This window comes from Rahnella sp. Larv3_ips (genome assembly GCF_003697865.1).
GTDB classification, from domain to species: Bacteria; Pseudomonadota; Gammaproteobacteria; order Enterobacterales; family Enterobacteriaceae; genus Rahnella; species Rahnella rivi.
Genome location: NZ_MJIB01000011.1, coordinates 44,209 through 63,612, shown reverse-complemented (window position 1 = coordinate 63,612; position 19,404 = coordinate 44,209). Strand labels below are relative to the sequence as shown.

Genomic DNA, 19,404 nt, shown 5'->3' with positions numbered 1-19,404 from the left:
GAAGTACCTGCCAGCTTTGCGCAGGAAAATATTCTGCGACTCCAGCTCAACGATGACGATTTTACCGTTGCCCAGCAGATCAGTGACGAAATTAACCGTCGCTTTGGCGGTTCGACAGCGGTTGCTGAAGATTCCCGTACCGTAAAATTGTTTGCTCCGGCGAGCAGTGCGGCGAAAGTGCGCTTTCTGGCTGATGTGCAAAACATTCCGATCCGCATTGGGATTATGGACGCCAAAGTCATCGTGAATTCGCGAACCGGTTCCGTGGTGATGAACCGTCACGTGGTACTGGATGCCTGTGCGGTGGCTCAGGGTGATCTCACCGTGGAAGTATCGCGCACCAATCAGGTCAGCCAGCCGGACACGCCATTTGGTGGCGGGCAGACGGTGGTCACACCGAATACCGAGATTTCCGTACGCGAGCAGAGCGGATCATTACAACGTGTGAACACCAGTGCGGATCTTAATAACGTGGTTCGGGCGCTGAACAGTCTGGGCGCAACGCCTAATGACCTGATGTCGATTTTACAATCCATGAAAAGTGCCGGTTGTTTGCGCGCGAAGCTGGAGACCAACTGATGAGCAGCACTTCGTTTTCAACCGGCGCAGCCTTTGATGTCCGTGGTCTGGATGCCCTGAAACGTGAAGTAAAAAGCAATTCACCGGAAGGGATAAAAGCGGCGGCGAAGCAGATGGAAGGGATGTTCATTCAGATGATGCTCAAAAGTATGCGAGACGCGTCATTTAAGGATAGCCTGATGCACAGTCAGGAATCGGACATGTTTACCTCCCTGTACGATCAGCAGATTTCTCAGGATATTGCCGAACAAAGTAAGCTGGGTTTTGCCGATATGATGGTGAAACAAATGGGAGGAGAGGCGGAAGCGGTGCAAAACACACCGGGCTCAGCTCCCGCACCTTACAGTCTGAATGGGGCGTCGTTTAAGAAAAATGCCTCGGCAGTCCCATTCATTTCTGCGCAGGCAGAACCAGCGGCAACGCAATATTCCCGCGGTCCTGAGAAAAATACGCACTTTATTTCCCGCATGCTTGAACCGGCTATCGCAGCAGCGAAAAAAAGTGGTATTCCGCATCAGCTGATTATTGCCCAGGCCGCTCTTGAGTCGGGCTGGGGAAATAAAGAAATTACCACGGCGTCGGGTAAGCCAAGTCACAATCTGTTTGGTATCAAGGCCACGGCGGACTGGAAAGGCGAAACGACAGAAATAACCACCACCGAATTTATTAACGGCACGGCGCAAAAGGTGAAAGCGGCCTTCAGAGTATATCCTTCCTATTCCGATGCTTTATCAGATTACACCTATCTTCTCGTCAACAATCCACGTTATCAACATGTTGCAAAATCCGGCACCCCGGAAAAAGCGGCTCATGCGTTGCAGTCCGGTGGCTATGCTACAGATCCCGCCTATGCGAAGAAATTAATCAGCATCATTGCGCAGGTAAAAGGAAATATCGATCAGGGGCTGAAGGCCTATAAAACCGATCTTTCTGCAATTTTTTAGCATTTAGCGTTTTAGTTTATTTTCGAAGTTCCGATTAATTATGTAGGGTGCGAATTTTTCTGGAGAATAATTCTGGATAAGGCGCTAAGAACTTTTGCAAAGAACACAATCTTGGTGATGTATGAATCTTTTCCATTTGGCCCAGGGTGGGCTAAGTTCGGCACAGGCAGCGATGAATGTCGTGGGCAACAACTTAACCAACGGCCTGACGCCAGGATACAGCCGGCAGAGTATTATTCTGGGCGAGGCGGGAGGGAGAACCACGGGTTCTGGCTTCTTTGGTTATGGTGTTCAGGTGGATGGTGTTCTGCGTGCTTACGACGGTTTTGTGAATAACCAGCTGCGCGGCGCTTACACCGAATCGTCATCGCAGGTGGGGCGTTATCAGCAGCTCACCCAGATTGATAATATGTTGGGTGACGACACCAGTAATATCTCGGTTTCCCTGAATAATATTTTCAAATCACTGGAAGAAATCAGTGCAGATCCCGCCAGCCAGGCTGCACGCCAGGGTGCACTTTCCCAGTTCAAAGCGATTTCTTATCAGTACAACACCAACAGCAACACGCTGAACGGACTGGAAAAAAGCACCAACACGCTCATCTCGCAAAGCGTTTCGGATATCAATGCCGACGCCAAACAGCTCGCGAACCTCAATTCAGAAATCGCCAAAATTCATGCGCGTAATGGCGACTTGCCTGCTGACTTGCTCGATCAACGCGATGCTTTGCTGGAGCGTCTGAGCACTCAGGTCGGGATCAAAGTGAACGAAGACATCACCACGGGCCGGGTGGATGTCACGTTATCCAACGGGATGCAGCTGGTTAACGGCGACCGTTCGTATCAGCTGGAAGCTTCTGTTTCAGCCGAAGATCCTTCCAAAACCGTGGTTTCTTACGTCGATGCATCCGGCAATAAAATGCTGCTTGATGAAGAGAAAATGAGCGGTGGCAAGCTGGGCGGATTATTCAAATTTCGCAATGAAGACCTGGTCGATGCGCGTAATCAGCTTAACCAGCTCGCACTGCAAATGGCCAATAAATTCAATGAAGTGAACAAGGCCGGTTTCGATCTGGACGGTAACGCAGGCGAAGATATTTTCAATATCGCCGATCCGACCGCGCTGGCAAACCGGGGTAATGCCGGTGACGGTTCGCTGGATGTCACTTTTACCGACATCAGCAACGTAAAGGCTGAGGATTACACCCTGACTTTTGACGGAACCGACTGGCAGGTGCAGACCAAAGATGGCCGGACCATTACCCCGACCGTTGGTGCGGGCGGTGAGCTGGAGTTTGAAGGCATTTCCGTCAAACCGCAGGGAACGCCGCAGCCCGGTGACAGCTTCATGCTTAATCCGACGGCGGGCGCCGCAGGAAAGCTCAGTGTTGCGATCACCAAAGGTGACGAAATCGCCGCCGCCAGTAAGGCTGGCGAGGAAAGCAACAATGAGAACATCAAAGACATGATTGCCATCAAAACCGCCACGCTTATCGGCAACGGAACATTAACCGAAGCCTATTCCAGTCTGGTCAGTTCGGTGGGATCTTCCATGACGGCGCTCAAAGCAGACAATGAAACGACCTCTAAAGCTCAGCAAGCCATTGAATTTGAGAAGCAGTCCAAAACGGGTGTCGATTTGCAGGAAGAGAGCGTCAAGCTTCAGATGTATATGCAGTATTACCAGGCAAATGCGCAGGTGCTTCAGGCAGCTAACACTCTCTTTGATTCATTGCTGAGTCTTCGTTAACCACTATTTTGTCACCGGTAGTGTGACGACAAATTAAGGATGATTGTGATGCGTCTGAGCACTCAATACATGTTCCAGCACAATATCGACAGCCTCTCGAAGGCGATGAATACCGGCAATGATATCGCTATGCGCCTGTCTGCCGGTCAGAAATTACTGACGCCTTCGGATGATCCGTCCGGGGCGGCTCAGGCGATTATCTATCAGAACTCTTTAGCCAGTATGCAGCAGTTCGACACGGCGCGTATTTACGCCAAGAATGCGCTCGAACTGGAAGACAACACGCTGAACTCTCTGGGAAACATTTTAACCAAAAATCTGAGTGAAAAGATTGTCGCGGGCGGAAACGGCGCCTATTCCAATGCTGACCGTCAGGCTCTGGCGACTGAGTTACAGGGGATCCGCGACAACATGATGGATCTGGCCAATGCGAAAAACAGCAGTGGCCGTTACATTTTCTCGGGTTACAACACGGATACCCGCCCTTACTTGCCTGACGGAACTTACGTGGGCGGTGATACGCCAGCTACCCAGATTGTGGCCGACAGCACTGAAATGCAAACCGGGCATCTGGGCAGCGATGTCTTTATGAGCGGGTCCGGCGATGACTTATTTGCCGCACTGGATAAAGCCATCGCAGCCCTGAATACACCGATTAATGATGGTGATGATGCGGCCCGTAAGGCCCTGCAAGACACCCTTGATGCGGTCAACGTCTCGGTCAAAAAAGGTATCGATAATCTCGGGCGAGTTCAGGCGGAAGTGGGGACCAACCTTCAGCAAATTGATGCGCTGGATATGTCCTCTGCGACTCAGCAGATCAACGTTGAATCACGCCTGCAGGAAACCGTGGGCTCTGATTACAACACCTTCATCACGTTGATTGGTCAGTCAAAAATGACCGAGTTTTCTCTGAATTCCTCAATGATGGTGTTTCAGACCATGCAGAAGATGAACATCTTCAACATGTAGGGGATGGGAATTTTCCTACAAGAAGTTCAGTGAGCTATTTCTTAGCTCACTGGTCACAATAGCGGCGTTCTCTGATACGGGCATTTTATTTCTCTGATGTAAGCCTGCAGCGACAACCAGCTTCACATAAAGGGTAATTATGTTTAAGAATTTAAAAATATCGACAGGCATTACCGGGGTTATCGCTACCCTCACGATTTTTCTGATGGTGGTGATGGCCTTCAGTTTGTTCAATGCAATGTCTTCAAAAAACAACTTTACCCGTATCACGAATTCAAGCGAAAACATCGATACCATGCGAGGCGCGGCCTTTAACCTCAACGGTGGGCTGGCATATGTGAACGCTCTGATGCTTCAGACCAGTCTGAACCGGAAAGTGGATCCGCAGGCCATCAATAACGCCCGCGATATCTTCGGCAAAGCGCAGGCGAATATGAAATCGTTTATGGCAACGCCGTTTAATACCGAAGAAGAGAAACAGGCAGCCGTTGACCTTAATAAGCAGTTCGACCATGTGCTCAGCTTAGCGCAGGCGAAACTGGACTACATTTCTGATCCCGTCAGCTCACCTGATAACCTCGAAAGTGAATCACATGAGCGCAATTTGCTCCGGGATAAAATTGACGCTTACAGCGATATCACCAGCGAACTGAATGACCAGTATGTCAGCGGAGCAGAAGAAGATTATTACGAGATGATCGTGATGACCATTGTGGTTGTCTCCGCTTCGGTGATCATGACATTACTGATCCGCATCTGGCTGCGCCGGGCGTTAGTGCTGCGGATGGAGCAGACATCGCAATCTATTAAAGTGATTGCCGGCGGCGACCTGACACAAAAAATTGATACCGGTAATGAAAATGAACTGGGTCTGATGTTGGTCGAACTGGAGAAAATGCGTGTTTATCTGACACAGACCATCTCCGGCGTTCATTCAGGTGTCAATCGCATCTACACCAATGCGCAGGAAATTGCGCAGGGCAACAATGATTTGTCAGCGCGTACCGAAGAGCAGGCTTCCGCATTGCAGGAAACTGCCGCCAGTATGGAAGAACTCAAAACCACCGTGCGCCAGAATGCCGACAACGCCCATACCGCGCGCCAGTTGGCCGACAGTGCCAGTGCAAATGCGCGTAAAGGTGGCAATGTGATGCTTAATCTTACGGAGATTATGCAGCAGATCACCCGCAGTTCCCGTCAGATTGCCGATATCAACGGGGTTATCGACAGCATCGCGAATCAGACCAACATTCTTGCGCTGAACGCCGCTGTAGAAGCGGCCAGGGCAGGTGAGCAGGGCCGCGGGTTTGCGGTCGTGGCGGGTGAAGTTCGAAATCTTGCTAAACGCAGTGCCGATGCAGCCAAAGAAATCAGTCAGTTAATCACGGTCTGCGTTGATAACATGACGACCGGTTCCCAGCAGGTGGACAACGCGGGAACGGTGATGAGCGAAATTGTGGATTCCGTAACGCAAGTTACCGATATTATGGGTGAAATTACCTCTGCCTCTGACGAGCAAAGCGCGGGGATCAACCAGATTGCGCAGGCCGTAAATGAAATGGATCAGGTTACGCAGCAGAATGCGGTCATGGTTGAGGAAGCCGCTGTCGCTGCAAATAATCTGGAACTCCAGGCCGAGACGCTGGAGAAAATCGTCAGCAAATTTAAGATTAATGAGCAGTCAGCTCAGGGCCAGCAAGTTACCGTGCGGAATACGTCCTCTCCCCGGTTACCGGCCATATCCGTTAAACGCAGCACCGAAATCAGTAAAAATACAGATGAAGGTCATTGGGAAACATTTTAAAAGGAATTTAATTTCTTATTAATGTCGTTAATAAATACGCCCAATATTGCCCCTGACGTGATGATTATTAACGTGATTAAAAAATTTAACTGCCGGATTGCGCATTATTGTTTCGCCTTATCAGGCTATATGATCCTGTCGTGATCCCTAATAATTGTGCTCTGTCTTGTACGCTGGGAATGTAATTGTGAATGGTATTTATACCCATGATGGTGTAGTGCAAAAAGACGAATTATGGTTGAAATATCGTTATTTGGTCCGTCACGAAGCGCTACGTCTGCAGGTTCGTTTACCGGCATGCGTTGAGCTCGATGATCTTATCCAGGCCGGTGCGATTGGAATGCTTACGGCTATCGATCACTTTGATCCCAAAAAAGGGATTAGCATGACCACCTATATTACCCAACGTGTTCGCTGGGCAATGATAGATGAACTTCGTGAACGTGACTGGGTTCCAAGGCGTGTGCGTACGAATGCCAGAGAAATTTCAGCTGTTATTCAAAAGCTGGAGCAGGAAACAGGTACTGTCGCGACTGAAGCAGATATTGCAACCAGTATGGGAATATCATTGCAAGAATATCAGCAGATGTTAGTCGATACGAACAGCAGCCAGTTTTATTCGCTTGACGAGTTGCTGGAAGAAACAAACGGTGACATTGAGCAACCTGGACAAAAGCATGAGATGCTCAATCCCTTGCATGAGGTATTGAAAGGGAAATTAACTCAGCAGATAAGTCGGGAAATTCGAGAATTACCTGAAAGGGAGCAGCTTTTGTTGAATTTATATTACCAGCAGGAGCTGAATATGAAAGAAGTCGGCATCCTGTTGAATATCACTGAAACCCGTGTCAGCCAGTTACACAGTCAGTCCATTAAACGGTTACGGGCAAGGATAGAATCTGTTAAATAAATCATTGTAAAGCGTAGTAATAATTTCGGGAATGCAAGTTATTGTTAAATTAATTATTTGCAATAGGTGTGGCTATGACTTATGTGACAATGAATAATGTGGCGCATAAAGTAATTCTTAAGGTCAGGTCGGATTTAAATATTGAGATTTTAATCAATACCCGTTATTATATCAAAACAATGTTCTTCACCGGATCTTCATTATGACGTCGGGTGGGATGGAGTATTTACTTTCTGATTTTACCGCAAATTTGGCCGGTAGTTCTTTGCCAGCTAGTCCTTGGCGTGGAAGTTTATACTCAGAATGTGGAAAATAAAGGGTGGGTAAAACTCTCGGTTTTTCAAAGAATTGCAATCACAAGGTGATAGTAATTATCCGATAAAGGAATGTCAGGATTTCCGCAAAGTCTACGCTTTCTTTATCGATTAATTTATTGATCAAAATCAAACGAATTAATTTACATCCCATCATGCCAATCGTATGAGGATGTGGTGACGAAGAAATGAATACAGATAACATCGACGAACAGCTTCAAAGAATCCATGATATTAATCTCTCTTACCTGTTACTGGCTCAGCAATTAATCAGAGAAGACAAATTTGCTGCCGGATTCCGTCTGGGACTGACCGAAGCTACAATTGATACCCTGAGAGAACTTTCACTTCCGCAACTGATAAAGCTGGCTTCTACTAATCAACTGATTTGCCGCCTGCGGGTGGATAATGAAATAGTGATAGATAACCTGACAAAAGATTCCCGTATTGAAGCTTTGCAGCAAATCCATACCGGGATCATCTTATCCACCAACCTTCTTAACTCGCTCTCTGAGCAAAACCTTACCCCTACCTGATGGAAAAACGGAGTTTGTGATTATGAGTGAAAAAAGTATTTTAGAAGAGATCAAAGAAGTCCAGATTGCGATGGAACTGATTTCCTTTGGTGCTCGCATGCAGATGCTGGAGAGTGAAACCAGTTTGAGTCGCAGAAGATTATTAAGACTCTATAAAGAACTCAGAGGATGCCCGCCACCTAAAGGAATGCTGCCTTTTTCGGAAGACTGGTTCATGGCATGGGAACAGAATATTCATTCATCTATGTTCTATAATATTCATCTTTATCTGCAAAAAACAGAACCTTGCCGGCCAATAGAAGCCACCGTCAAGGCCTACCGTTTATATCTTGAGCAATGCCCGACGCCTCCCGGTGAAAAACAAGTATTGGGTCTGACACGTGCCTGGACGTTATTGCGGTTCATTGATTGCGGGATTATAGAACATACAGAATGCTGTATTTGCGGTGGTGGATTTGTGGTGACATCGGAACATTCAAAAAATCCTTTTACATGTAGCTTATGCAGTCCTCCTTCACGTGCAATTAAAAAATGTAAAATACCTGAATTATCTTCCAAACCCTCTCTGAGCGCGCGATGAGATAACGCATAAAAGAAAAAAGTACAACCTGGTGTCGCCAATAAATGATACGCCCTCCCCGTATACAAAATTCATGGCTAACGAACACATGGGCTGCGCAGGATATTTAATTATTAAGGAGTACATGTGTTAGTTATTATTGGTTACCTGGTTGTTATCTTGACTGTATTTGGCGGGTTCGTTATCACGGGCGGCCAGTTGGGCGCATTATATCAACCCGCAGAATTATTGATTATCGGAGGCGCCGGTGTGGGTGCTTTCGTTGTGGGTAATAATGGTAAGGCTATAAAAGCCACGGCTAAAGCGATCCCGCATTTATTAAAGGGCTCAAGATATTCCAAAGCGCTCTATATGGATCTGATGGCCATGATGTTTTTGTTGCTGAGTAAATCCCGGCAGAACGGCGTGATGACACTCGAAAGCGATATAGAAGACCCGCATAACAGTCCTATTTTCTCTGCTTATCCCCGTTTACTGGCTGATGCCATGCTGATGAATTTTGTCATCGATTACCTGCGCCTGATTCTCAGCGGCAGCATGAATGCGTTTGAAATCGAAGCGCTGATGGATGAAGAAATTGAAACCTGTGAACACGAACACGAAGTCCCTGCGCAAAGCCTGAATGTGATTGGCGATGCTTTCCCTGCTTTCGGCATCGTTGCGGCGGTCATGGGTGTGGTGAATGCGCTGGCGGCAGCCGATCGCCCGGCAGCGGAGCTTGGCGAGCTGATTGCCCATGCGATGGTAGGGACCTTCCTCGGCATCCTGCTGGCGTACGGTTTTGTTTTGCCTTTAGCCTCGCTGTTGCGCCAGAAAAGCAGCGAACAAATCAAAATGCTGCAATGCATCCGCGTAACGCTGCTGTCGAGTATGAATGGTTATGCTCCGCAAATTGCTGTCGAATTTGGACGTAAAACGCTGTTCTCCACCGAAAGGCCAACCTTTGTTGAGCTGGAAGAACATGTTCGTGAGGCAAAAACGCAGTCTAAAAGCAGCGCCACGGAAAGCGCATCATGAACAAAGCGCCACGTTCCGTAGTGATTGTTCGCAAACGTAAGAAACATAAACATGCGCACCACAGCGGCTCATGGAAAATCGCTTACGCTGACTTTATGACCGCCATGATGGCATTTTTTCTGGTCATGTGGCTGTTGTCCTCTACGACGCCTTTGCAGCGGGGACAGATTGCCGAATACTTCCAGATGCCGCTCAAAGTGGCTCTGTCGCAGGGCAATAAATCCAGTTTGAGTGAGAGTGTTATTCCCGGTGGCGGTGACGATTTCATGAAGCAGGACGGTGAAGTCCTCCGCCAGACCCTCAGCCAGCTGGATAAGCAAAAGAATGCACAGAATTTAGAACGTGCGCACGACAAGCTTGAGAGCCTGATCCATAACGATCCCCGTTTAAGTAATTTCCAGTCGAACCTGCGGCTATCGCTGACCGATGACGGTTTGCTTATTCAGATTATCGACAGCCAGGAACGCCCGATGTTTAAAGTCGGCAGCAAAGAGCCTGAGCCCTATATGCGCGGCATTCTTCAGGCGCTGGTGCCGGTTCTTAACGATCTGCCTAACCGCATCACGCTGACCGGTCATACGGATTCTTTGCCCTATGCCAACGGTGAAGCGGGGTATGGCAACTGGGAGCTTTCCTCCGACCGCGCCAATGCTTCACGGCGCACACTGGTTTCCGCCGGTCTGACGGACAACAAGTTCCTGCGGGTGATTGGCACGGCAGACAAAATGAGCCTCTCAAATCTGCGTCCCGATGATCCTGTCAACAGACGTATCAGCCTGCTGGTTCTGAGTATGCAGAAGGAGAAATCCATTCTTGAAGAAGATACCGTTTTACAAAACGTTTCTGACAATCAGGCCAGTGAGAAAATTAAAGCCGAGCTGAAAAAGATGTCGTCCGCGGCTTCGCCTCAGCCTGCATCCCCCGTTCCGGTTAACCCTGCACAAAGCCTTCCACAGGTAACAGGTGATCAAAATGGACGTGAGTGACTTTTACCAAACCTTCTTTGATGAAGCCGATGAATTGCTGGCTGATATGGAAAAGCATCTGCTGGAGCTTGATTTCAATTCGCCAGATAAAGAAATGCTGAACGCCATATTCCGTGCGGCCCATTCGATTAAAGGCGGCGCGGGAACATTTGGATTTACGGTGTTACAGGAAACGACGCACATTCTCGAAAACCTGCTCGATGATGCACGGCGTGGAGAGTTAGGGCTTAACAGCGACATCATCAATTTGTTTTTGGAGAGCAAAGACATTATGCAAGATCAGCTTGATGCGTATAAATCCTCGCAGACACCTGATGAGGAGACTTTCCGTTATATCTGTGAAGCATTGCGTCAGATTGCTCTGGATGAAAAACAACTCAGCGTGCCGGCTATTGCGCAGGCAACTCCTGAAATCTCTCTCCCTTTGTCAACTGATCCCGGCGGTGTGCTGAGCATTGTGCTCAGCGCGATATCCGACTCTGATAAAACACTCATGGTGGAAGAGCTTGCTAATCTCGGCGAAATCGTCAGTTCGCAGGCACAAAATAATACGCTGGAGGTTCTGCTTCAGACTCAGGTCAGTGCAGATGACATTCTTGCCGTGCTGTGTTTTGTGCTGGAACCGGAACAAATCAGGATCACGTCTGGCGATACCGCCGCAGCCACAGACCTGCCACAGGCCGGATCGGCCCCCGAAGAATTCCCTTTAGTGTCTGAGTGCCAGGCCGGGATAAAAGCCCCGGAGCCGGTCGCCGTCGCGATGACCCCGGCAGTAAAACCTAAACCGGCCGCCAGAGCGCAGCCAGCGGAGTCGGGCAGCCTGCGGGTCGCGGTCGAGAAGGTGGATCAGATAATCAATCAGGTCGGTGAGCTCATCATCACACAAGCCATGTTGTCACAGCTTTCGGGAGTGCTGGATCCGGCTGAGCATGACACCCTGATCAGCAGCATTGTGCAGATGGAGCGCAATGCGCGCGACTTGCAGGAATCGGTTATGTCGATTCGCATGATGCCCATGGAGTATGTGTTCAGCCGCTTCCCGCGTCTGGTTCATGATCTGGGCAGTAAGCTCAATAAAGAGATCGAACTGACTCTGAAGGGCGGTTCAGCCGAGCTGGATAAGAGCCTGATCGAGAGGATCATCGATCCATTAACGCATCTGGTGCGCAACAGCCTGGATCATGGCATTGAATCCATTGAAGTGCGTGAGGCAAAAGGCAAACCTGCGAAAGGAAATCTGACGTTATCGGCGGAGCATCATGGTGGCAGCATTGTCATTGAAGTGACCGACGACGGGGCGGGATTAAATCGCGAGAAGATCCTCGCCCGCGCGCATTCTCAGGGGGTGATGGTCAGTGATAACTGGAGTGATAAAGAAGTCTGGATGCTTATCTTCGCAGCAGGGTTCTCTACCGCAGAAAAAGTGACCGATGTTTCCGGGCGCGGCGTGGGTATGGATGTGGTTCGCCGAAATATTCTGGCGATGGGCGGGCACGTTGAGATCCACTCTGAGCAGGATAAAGGCACCACGATCCGCATTATTCTGCCACTGACGCTGGCCATTCTCGACGGTATGTCAGTACGCGTCGGCGACGAAATTTACGTCCTGCCACTGGGCACAGTCATGGAATCACTCAAACCTTCTGAGAAAGATTTATACCGCATGGCGGGTGATGAACAGATGCTGCTGGTACGGGGAGAATATCTGCCTCTGGTTGAATTGCATCAGGTGTTCGACATTGACAGTGAAGCGAAACAGGCCAGTGACGGGATCGCCGTTATCCTGGAAAGTGCCGGTTGTCGTTATGCCCTGCTGGTTGATCAGCTTATCGGTCAGCATCAGGTCGTGGTAAAAAATCTCGAGCTGAATTATCGCAAAGTGCCGGGTATTTCTGCAGCCACCATTTTGGGTGACGGCAGTGTGGCGCTCATTCTTGACGTCGTGGCCCTGATTACGCTTTGTAAAAATAAACGGCTCGCCGGAAAACAAAATCAACTTGTACCGACCGCGTGAGGGTATTGCATGAATTTCTCAGTAAGTGATAAACAATTCGGCCAAAATAATGTGGATCAGGAATACCTGATTTTTACTCTGGACAAAGAAGAATACGGAATAGAGATCCTTAAAGTTCAGGAGATCCGCGGTTATGACCGGGTGACCCGTATTGCCAATTCACCGGATTTTATTGCCGGTGTGACCAATCTTCGTGGCGTCATTGTTCCGATTATTGATCTGCGGATTAAATTCCAGCTTGAATCGGCTGAGATAAATGATCAGACCGTCACCATCGTTCTTAATCTGTGTGATCGTGTGGTGGGCATCGTCGTAGACGGCGTCTCGGATGTGTTGTCGCTGCGGGCAGAGCAGATCAAACCCGCCCCTGATTTTACCGCCACTCTCTCAACGCAATACCTGCTCGGTTTAGGTTCTCTCGATGAACGTATGCTGATCCTCGTTGATATAGAAAAACTGCTCAACAGTGATGAAATGCAAATCGTCGAAAAACTGGCAGAAGCTGAATTCGAAAAAATCTGAATATCTTCATTTCTTTGTTGGTCTCCATTTTTAAATTTTAGGGAACGCTATTTTGCTGTCTTTTATGAGCATTAAAAAGATGGTGCAAATCCATCTTTATGTCATCGCATTTTCATTTCTGGTACTTGCCGGGTTGAGCTTACGGATCTCCGGCATATCCAGCACTAATTTCGACAACTCCATTCAGTTACATTCCCGCGTCGCCTTATTAGATCAAGCCATGTACAAATTAATGGTGATCCGGGGCGACGTTTTATTTATGAAAGTTTCCGCACTGACGCAACAGGATCCGGGGCCGGAATGGATGGCGTCGATCCAAAAAGATAATCAGGAAATTCGACGTAATATTACTGAGTGGGTAAATACGCCAAAATCCTCGGTCGAGATCCAGACCGTGTCAGACAAAACCGGTGTTCTGTTTACCCGTGTTCTGGATAACTACATGGATTTTGTCAGTGATTTAGATAAAAACGCTTCAATTATTGATGAGACTGATGAGTTGCTGCTTCAGCTTGAAGCACTGACCGGAGAATATCTGCGGGTCAGCTCAGATATTATGGATGAATATCAGGACCGTGCCGGTTTCCTGCATGATGTTTTGTGGGCGACTCTGGCCTGTCTGGTGGCGTTGTTTGTCCTGGTCTATCTGTCACTAACCCGTTATATCACGCGTATCATCCTCAATCGTCTGTCTGAAGCCACCGAAGTCTTCTCGCAAATCAGTCAGGGTGAGCTGGCCAAAAAGGTGCCGGAGTATGGCCGTAACGAAATGGGCAAACTCTTCAGTGGCATTGAAACCATGCGCATTGCGTTGGTGGAAATGATTAGCGGAGTGAAAAGTGTGGCAGTGAACATTCGCCACAACGCGATTGAGATTGCCGACGGCAACAATAACCTTTCTGCCCGCACCGAAGAGCAGGCCAGCGCTCTGCAACAGACGGCGGCCAGCATGGAGCAGATCAAAACCACGGTAGAGAATAATACCGCGCATGCCCGTGAGGCTAACCGTCTGGCGACGGAAGCGAAAGTCATGGCTGACGGCGGGTCTGTCATCATGGTGGATGTGGTGCGTTCGATGGATCAAATCGCCGGCAATGCCACCCAGATTGCCAACATTATTAAAGTGATTGACGGTATTGCCAGTCAGACCAATATTCTGGCGCTGAATGCCGCGGTGGAAGCCGCACGTGCCGGTGAGCAGGGGCGTGGATTTGCCGTGGTAGCCAGTGAAGTACGTAACCTTGCGCAGCGCAGCGCGGACGCCTCGAAAGAAATTCGTGGTCTTATCGAGCTTTCCGTTGAGGATACCGAAGCGGGCAGTAAACGTGTCGATAATGCGAAAAATGCCATCACCGGTATTGTCGATATGGTCAGCAGAGTCAGTGGAATTATGCAGGATATTACTCAGGCTTCTGAAGAGCAGAATATGGGGATCCAGCAGGTGGCGGTGGCGATCAATCAGATGGATGTGGTGACACAGCAGAACTCGGCGCTGGTGGAAGAATCAGCGGCGATTACCGCGATAATGGACGAACAAACCACGCAACTGGAAAGCATGGTGGCTGTTTTTCACATTGAGGCCGACCAACAGACGGCGTAATTGCGCTAAAAAGTTATTCCGTATGAGTGATAAAAGCGGCAGATTATTCTGCCGCTTTTTTATTGCTGATGATCCCTGAGCCAGAGCTGTTTCTTCTCTTTTACCAACGCAAGAATCTCCAGCGTTTTCTGTTCATCGAGTGTCAGATCAAAGGTAAAACAGCCGTTCATCTCTTTCACCCAGGAGAACAAGTTAGGCATATCCCACCAGGCAATGTCGATCAGGGCTTCACGTACCTTCTCTGAAAAGCGGAAGCGGACGAGTTTTGCCGGGCTGCCGGCATAAATACCGTAAGGTTCTGAGCGGAAATTCGGTGGCAGCAGGGAACGGGCACCGATCACAACGCCATTCTCTATAATCCCGCCGCCCAGCATCATCATTTCATCGCCCATCCAGACATCGTTTTTGATAATGGAGTCTTGATACTGCGGGGGCGGTGCGTTTGTCAGGCCCTGTCCAAATCCGGCGAATATGGCTGTTGATAGCGTTTTCATCTCATGCTGGCCGTTAAGCAGGAATTTTAACCTCAATCCTCCGGAAACAAAACGCCCCACACGCAGGCTTTGGATCCCTGAATCGTATTTGACGATGGATCCCACTCCCAAACCGGAACCCTTACCAATATAAAATGTTCCTGTGTTCGATTCCTCATCCAGCCAGTTTCTGAAAAATTTTTGTGGGAGGGTGCTGAAAAAACCATCCCGGTATTTCAGTACCTTAAACTGCCGCGACTAATGATGGTTCTTGTCATAACCGATAAAGTCATCTTCCGTTTTGATATCCATCGTTTTGGTATGTATTGCTTTGGTGGTTTTCATGTCTTCCTGTTCTTATAAATTAGAGGTTTTGGGAAATTAATAATAAAAAACTCCCTGTCCGTTAAGACAGGGAGTTGGGTACGGCTCAGAGCAATTAACGCAGCAGAGACAGAACGTTCTGTGGAACCTGGTTAGCCTGTGCCAGCACGGTCACACCGGCAGACTGCAGGATGTTTGCACGGCTCATGTTGGAAACTTCAGAAGCGAAGTCCGCATCCAGGATACGTGAACGGGATTCAGACAGGTTGTTAACGGTGCTGCTCAGGTTGCTGATGACAGAATCGAAACGGTTCTGAACGGCACCCAGACCTGAACGTAAATCGGCGACCTGAGACAGGGCATCATCAATCGCTTTCAGCTGGCCCACACCGGCCATCACGTCAGCACCTGCTGCTGCGCCCTTAGCGAAGGTCACAGTATCAGCTGCGCCGCCGGTACCCGCAGTGAAGGTAGGCGTCATAACGTTAGCCACTGCACTGCCGGTAGAGTCTGTACCCACTGCCACGTATACAGTTGCACCGGTAGAGTCTTTAGTGGCATAGATTTCACCGCTGCCGCCGGTACCGAATGCAGCAGTTTTCATTGCATCGATGTTGCCGGAAGACAGTGTGACGCTCATGGTGCCGGTAGAATCAGCCACTTTTGAGCCTACGCTCATTTTAGACGCGACCTTAGTGGCATCAAAACCGTCCATGCCCAGCGTGGTAGCGTTCATCTGGTTCAGGTTGATATCGATGGTCTGGCCATCGTTAGCGCCAACCTGAATGCTCAGAGTCTGGTCCTGGCTCAGAACTTTCACGCCGTTGAACTCAGTCTGTTCAGAAATACGGTTGATCTCAGCCAGACGTGCAGTGATTTCGTCCTGAATGGATTTACGGTCAGATTCGGAGTTAGTTCCGTTCTGTGCCTGTACTGCCAGACGGCGGATGTTTTGCAGGTTGTCATTCACCTGATCCAGTGCGCCTTCAGTGGTCTGTGCAATGGAGATACCGTCGTTGGCGTTACGAGAAGCCTGAGTCAGACCGTTGATGTTAGAAGTGAAACGGTTGCTGATGGCCTGGCCAGCGGCATCGTCTTTTGCGCTGTTAATACGAACGCCGGAAGACAGACGTTGAATTGCAGTGCCCAGTGAAGACTGTGATTTATTCAGGTTGTTTTGTGCGACCAGGCTCAGGGCGTTGGTATTGATAACTTGTGCCATATCTATTTCCTCAGATATTGATGTGTAAACACTGCAACGTATTGCAATTAGTGATGCGTAATTTGTTTCGCATACTAAAAACATCGGTGGTAATAGAATTAACTAAAACATTTTTTTATTATTTTGTGATTTAAACCGCTAGTTAGATAAATGGTTTTATTTTTGTGCGCAATTCATCTGATAGGATAGATTTTTATGCCCATGACACTGTAGTTGAACGAGGAACTCCTTAATGTAAAAACTATTTATAACCATGTTAAATCTTCCTGAGTGAATAAAATAATACCGTTATTCTGCCAATTCGCAGAAATCATGCAGTTCTTGTCGCTATTTTGACTCTTTGCCGGTTTGAGTTGCGTAAATAATTAGTGCCTGGTGAATTCTATTGACTGAAAAGAAGAAGGGAATGGTTTTATGCCGTCTTTAGGTTGATGTGGTTATGCCAAAAAATTAAACTTTATACCGTTATCACCGATATCTAATTAAGACGTGCAATTAAAGAAAAATATATTCTATATAGGAGAATCTAATGGCTTCGTTTTCATCGATAGGTATCGGTTCAGGTATGGATACCGGTGCAATGCTTGAGCAGATTAAGGCTGCAGAGCAGATGCGCCTTAAGCCTTACACTCTGATGCAGAACACCTATAAATCAAAAATTTCTGCATGGGGACAAATCTCCAGCTCAATGTCTGCTCTTCAGGGCAGCGTTAAAAAACTGACCAATGATGCCTTTAATACGCTGTCGGTCAGTACCAACAAAGCCTTTACTGCCAAAGCCGGAACAGGCGCCAGCGCCGACACCCACGCTGTGCATATCGAGCAACTTGCTGTGGCTCACAAGCTTAAAACCGACGGTAAACCCGAATCTGACGTCCCGCTGGGTGATCAAAACGGCGGCACCCGGACCATCACTATCACTAACGGTGACGGCAAAGAAACCAAAGTGACGCTGGAAGACGATGAAACGTCGCTGGATCAGATTGCCAAAGCGATTAACAAAGCCGATGGCGGGGCGAAAGCTTCTGTACAGCGCACCAACGACGGTTATCAGCTGGTGTTGAGTGCCAAAGAAACCGGCACCGACGGCAAAATGACGGTGAAAGTTGATGGCGATACCGCGCTGGGTAATATCCTCGATACCTCAAACGGTGGCGATGACGGCAGCGGTAATGGCGATAACATGAAACTGGTCACAGAGGCGCAGAATGCCAAACTGACTGTGGATGGTATGGATTATGAACGCTCTACCAATAATATTTCAGACATCATCACCGATGTTACGCTGGAGCTGAAAGCCAAGTCGGAAACCACCGAGCCGGAACAGCTGACGCTGACCCGTGATAATTCGGCTATTAAGTCCAGCGTTAAAGATTTTGTTGAGAAATACAACGCCTTACTAAAGCTGACTTCAGCCGCCAGCAAGTATGTGCCCAATGATACCTCGGGTCTGAAAGACGAAGATGTTGCCAATAAGAATGGTGACAGCGGCGCGCTGATGGGGGATTCCACCCTGCGCGGCATGGTCGGAGAACTGCGTACTGCGGTGAACGGCATGTACGGCGATTCTGATGCAGATGTCACGGCGCTGGCCGATTTAGGGATTAAAATTGATGCCGCTACCGGTCAGATGACACTCAATGAAACCAAACTCGATTCTGCCATTGCCGATAATCCTGACAGCATTGCTGACATGTTTATGGGGCGCGGCGAAAAAGAAGGCCTGGCGACGATATTGAGCACCATCGTCGAAAAGTATGTCGGTGATCCGGATACTAAATCGGAAGGCATTATTAAGACCTCGACAGAGGGGCTGGATGAGCAAGTCAAAATCATGCAAACCCAGCTGGATAAAACGCAGAAACTGATCGATGCCCAGGTGGAACGTTATCGTATCCAGTTCCAAAATCTCGACAGCACGATGTCCAAAATGAACAGCCTGAGCAATCAGATGGGCAGCCTGTTAGCCTCACTTTAATCTTAATGACGGGCAGGGGATGTCAATCTTCTGCCCGGTTCGTGTGTTGTACGGAGTCACCATGTATTCGAAGTCTGGAACGCAAGCTTACGCTCAGGTTGATCTGGAAAGTCAGCTGGCGGGCGCATCGCCCCACGAGCTGATCACGATGTTGCTGGAAGGCGCGAAAAGCGCAGTATTGCGGGCGATGATCTATTTTGAAACCGGCAATATTGCCAAACGCGGGGAGATGATTTCCAGAGCGATCAATATTATTGATAACGGGCTCAGGACATCATTAGACCATGAGAAAGGTCAGCATATTGCTCAGGATCTTGAGCAGCTGTATGAATATATGTCGCGAACATTACTGGAGGCAAACCGACAAAATAAATCCGAACTGCTCACGGGCGTGAGTGAAATTCTGACCAACCTTGCCACGACCTGGAAGGAAATTGAACCTAAGAAAAGGTAGAAAACTTATGGGTAAGACTGTGTATGACGATTATGAAACTATTTATCAGTTAAATTTAGATCTTCTCGATATGGTGAAGCAGGAAAAATGGGAGGAGTTCATCCAGATGGCTGAAGTCTATATTACCCAGCTACATGAAGTGCTGGCGAATCAGCCGGACGATATTTTACCTGAGGAAAAAACCAGTCTGGCAGTGATATTAGGAAACCTGCTTGAGAATGAAGACGAAATTGAGAAAACACTGAGAAATCGTCTGGATGTATTAAAGAAAGAAATGTCATGTTTACATCGAGGGAAAAAAGGCAGTGAGGCTTATTCAACACAATTTACCTCAGCTTTCCATTAATTCCCTGAGAGGCTATTTTGGTTAATTCTGATATAGCCTTCGCCTGATTTGAACACCCCTCTCATCAGCGCTTCTCACT

The 19,404-nt window shown here is 48.4% G+C and carries 18 protein-coding genes; 16 read left to right on the top strand and 2 right to left on the bottom strand.

Features of this window, described 5'->3' with window-relative positions; all coding sequences use genetic code 11:
* The 13 genes from ED901_RS25435 to ED901_RS15135 all read left to right on the top strand — a co-directional run.
* The coding region (locus ED901_RS25435; RefSeq protein WP_240993944.1) for a flagellar basal body P-ring protein FlgI at nucleotides 1-579 on the top strand (579 nt) is incomplete at its 5' end.
* Complete coding sequence (gene flgJ, locus ED901_RS15190) at nucleotides 579-1,523, top strand: flagellar assembly peptidoglycan hydrolase FlgJ (protein WP_122096411.1); 945 nt, start codon at nucleotides 579-581, stop codon at nucleotides 1,521-1,523. The genes ED901_RS25435 and flgJ, both read left to right, overlap by 1 nt.
* 121 nt (nucleotides 1,524-1,644) lie before the next feature.
* Nucleotides 1,645-3,273 (top strand): flagellar hook-associated protein FlgK, encoded by a 1,629-nt coding sequence (flgK, locus tag ED901_RS15185; RefSeq protein ID WP_122096410.1) that lies wholly within the window; start codon nucleotides 1,645-1,647, stop codon nucleotides 3,271-3,273.
* Nucleotides 3,274-3,321: 48 nt separating this feature from the next.
* Complete coding sequence (flgL, locus tag ED901_RS15180) at nucleotides 3,322-4,245, top strand: flagellar hook-associated protein FlgL (protein WP_122096409.1); 924 nt, start codon at nucleotides 3,322-3,324, stop codon at nucleotides 4,243-4,245.
* 139 nt (nucleotides 4,246-4,384) lie between these two features.
* Nucleotides 4,385-6,049, top strand: a complete 1,665-nt coding sequence (locus ED901_RS15175; RefSeq protein ID WP_122096408.1) for a methyl-accepting chemotaxis protein — start codon at nucleotides 4,385-4,387, stop codon at nucleotides 6,047-6,049.
* A 187-nt stretch (nucleotides 6,050-6,236) separates the two neighbouring features.
* Nucleotides 6,237-6,959, top strand: coding sequence for an RNA polymerase sigma factor FliA (locus ED901_RS15170; protein WP_122096407.1), 723 nt, complete (start codon nucleotides 6,237-6,239; stop codon nucleotides 6,957-6,959).
* A 502-nt stretch (nucleotides 6,960-7,461) separates the two neighbouring features.
* A complete protein-coding gene (gene flhD / locus ED901_RS15165; RefSeq protein ID WP_120509056.1) occupies nucleotides 7,462-7,809 on the top strand; it encodes a flagellar transcriptional regulator FlhD in 348 nt (115 codons plus the stop codon).
* A 22-nt stretch (nucleotides 7,810-7,831) separates the two neighbouring features.
* Nucleotides 7,832-8,389, top strand: coding sequence for a flagellar transcriptional regulator FlhC (flhC, locus tag ED901_RS15160; protein ID WP_122096406.1), 558 nt, complete (start codon nucleotides 7,832-7,834; stop codon nucleotides 8,387-8,389).
* A 126-nt stretch (nucleotides 8,390-8,515) separates the two neighbouring features.
* Complete coding sequence (gene motA, locus ED901_RS15155; RefSeq protein WP_122096405.1) at nucleotides 8,516-9,406, top strand: flagellar motor stator protein MotA; 891 nt, start codon at nucleotides 8,516-8,518, stop codon at nucleotides 9,404-9,406.
* On the top strand, nucleotides 9,403-10,392 hold the full coding sequence (gene motB / locus ED901_RS15150; protein ID WP_122096404.1) for a flagellar motor protein MotB: 990 nt from the start codon (nucleotides 9,403-9,405) through the stop codon (nucleotides 10,390-10,392). The genes motA and motB overlap by 4 nt, the downstream gene beginning before the upstream one ends.
* The gene (cheA, locus tag ED901_RS15145; protein WP_122096403.1) at nucleotides 10,379-12,406 is read left to right on the top strand and encodes a chemotaxis protein CheA; all 2,028 of its coding nucleotides are present in this window, start codon (nucleotides 10,379-10,381) and stop codon (nucleotides 12,404-12,406) included. Before motB ends, cheA begins: the two co-directional genes overlap by 14 nt.
* A gap of 9 nt (nucleotides 12,407-12,415) precedes the next feature.
* Nucleotides 12,416-12,928 carry a chemotaxis protein CheW gene (cheW, locus tag ED901_RS15140; RefSeq protein ID WP_122096402.1) on the top strand — a complete coding sequence of 171 codons (513 nt, stop codon included), beginning with the start codon at nucleotides 12,416-12,418 and terminating at the stop codon, nucleotides 12,926-12,928.
* A gap of 64 nt (nucleotides 12,929-12,992) precedes the next feature.
* A complete protein-coding gene (locus ED901_RS15135) occupies nucleotides 12,993-14,528 on the top strand; it encodes a methyl-accepting chemotaxis protein (protein ID WP_240993943.1) in 1,536 nt (511 codons plus the stop codon).
* 59 nt (nucleotides 14,529-14,587) lie between these two features.
* On the opposite strand, the gene ED901_RS15130 is transcribed toward ED901_RS15135, so the two are convergent.
* Nucleotides 14,588-15,127, bottom strand: coding sequence for a hypothetical protein (locus ED901_RS15130; protein ID WP_205965108.1), 540 nt, complete (start codon nucleotides 15,125-15,127; stop codon nucleotides 14,588-14,590).
* A 313-nt stretch (nucleotides 15,128-15,440) separates the two neighbouring features.
* Nucleotides 15,441-16,547 (bottom strand): FliC/FljB family flagellin, encoded by a 1,107-nt coding sequence (locus tag ED901_RS15125; RefSeq protein WP_122096400.1) that lies wholly within the window; start codon nucleotides 16,545-16,547, stop codon nucleotides 15,441-15,443.
* Between the two features lie 529 nt (nucleotides 16,548-17,076).
* On the opposite strand from ED901_RS15125, the gene fliD reads away from it, so the two are divergent.
* The 3 genes from fliD to fliT all read left to right on the top strand — a co-directional run bounded on the left by fliD (nucleotide 17,077) and on the right by fliT (nucleotide 19,325).
* Nucleotides 17,077-18,525, top strand: a complete 1,449-nt coding sequence (gene fliD / locus ED901_RS15120) for a flagellar filament capping protein FliD (RefSeq protein ID WP_122096399.1) — start codon at nucleotides 17,077-17,079, stop codon at nucleotides 18,523-18,525.
* A gap of 61 nt (nucleotides 18,526-18,586) precedes the next feature.
* The gene (gene fliS, locus ED901_RS15115; protein WP_122096398.1) at nucleotides 18,587-18,979 is read left to right on the top strand and encodes a flagellar export chaperone FliS; all 393 of its coding nucleotides are present in this window, start codon (nucleotides 18,587-18,589) and stop codon (nucleotides 18,977-18,979) included.
* A gap of 7 nt (nucleotides 18,980-18,986) precedes the next feature.
* A complete protein-coding gene (gene fliT / locus ED901_RS15110; RefSeq protein ID WP_240993942.1) occupies nucleotides 18,987-19,325 on the top strand; it encodes a flagellar protein FliT in 339 nt (112 codons plus the stop codon).
* The last annotated feature ends 79 nt before the right edge of the window (nucleotides 19,326-19,404 follow it).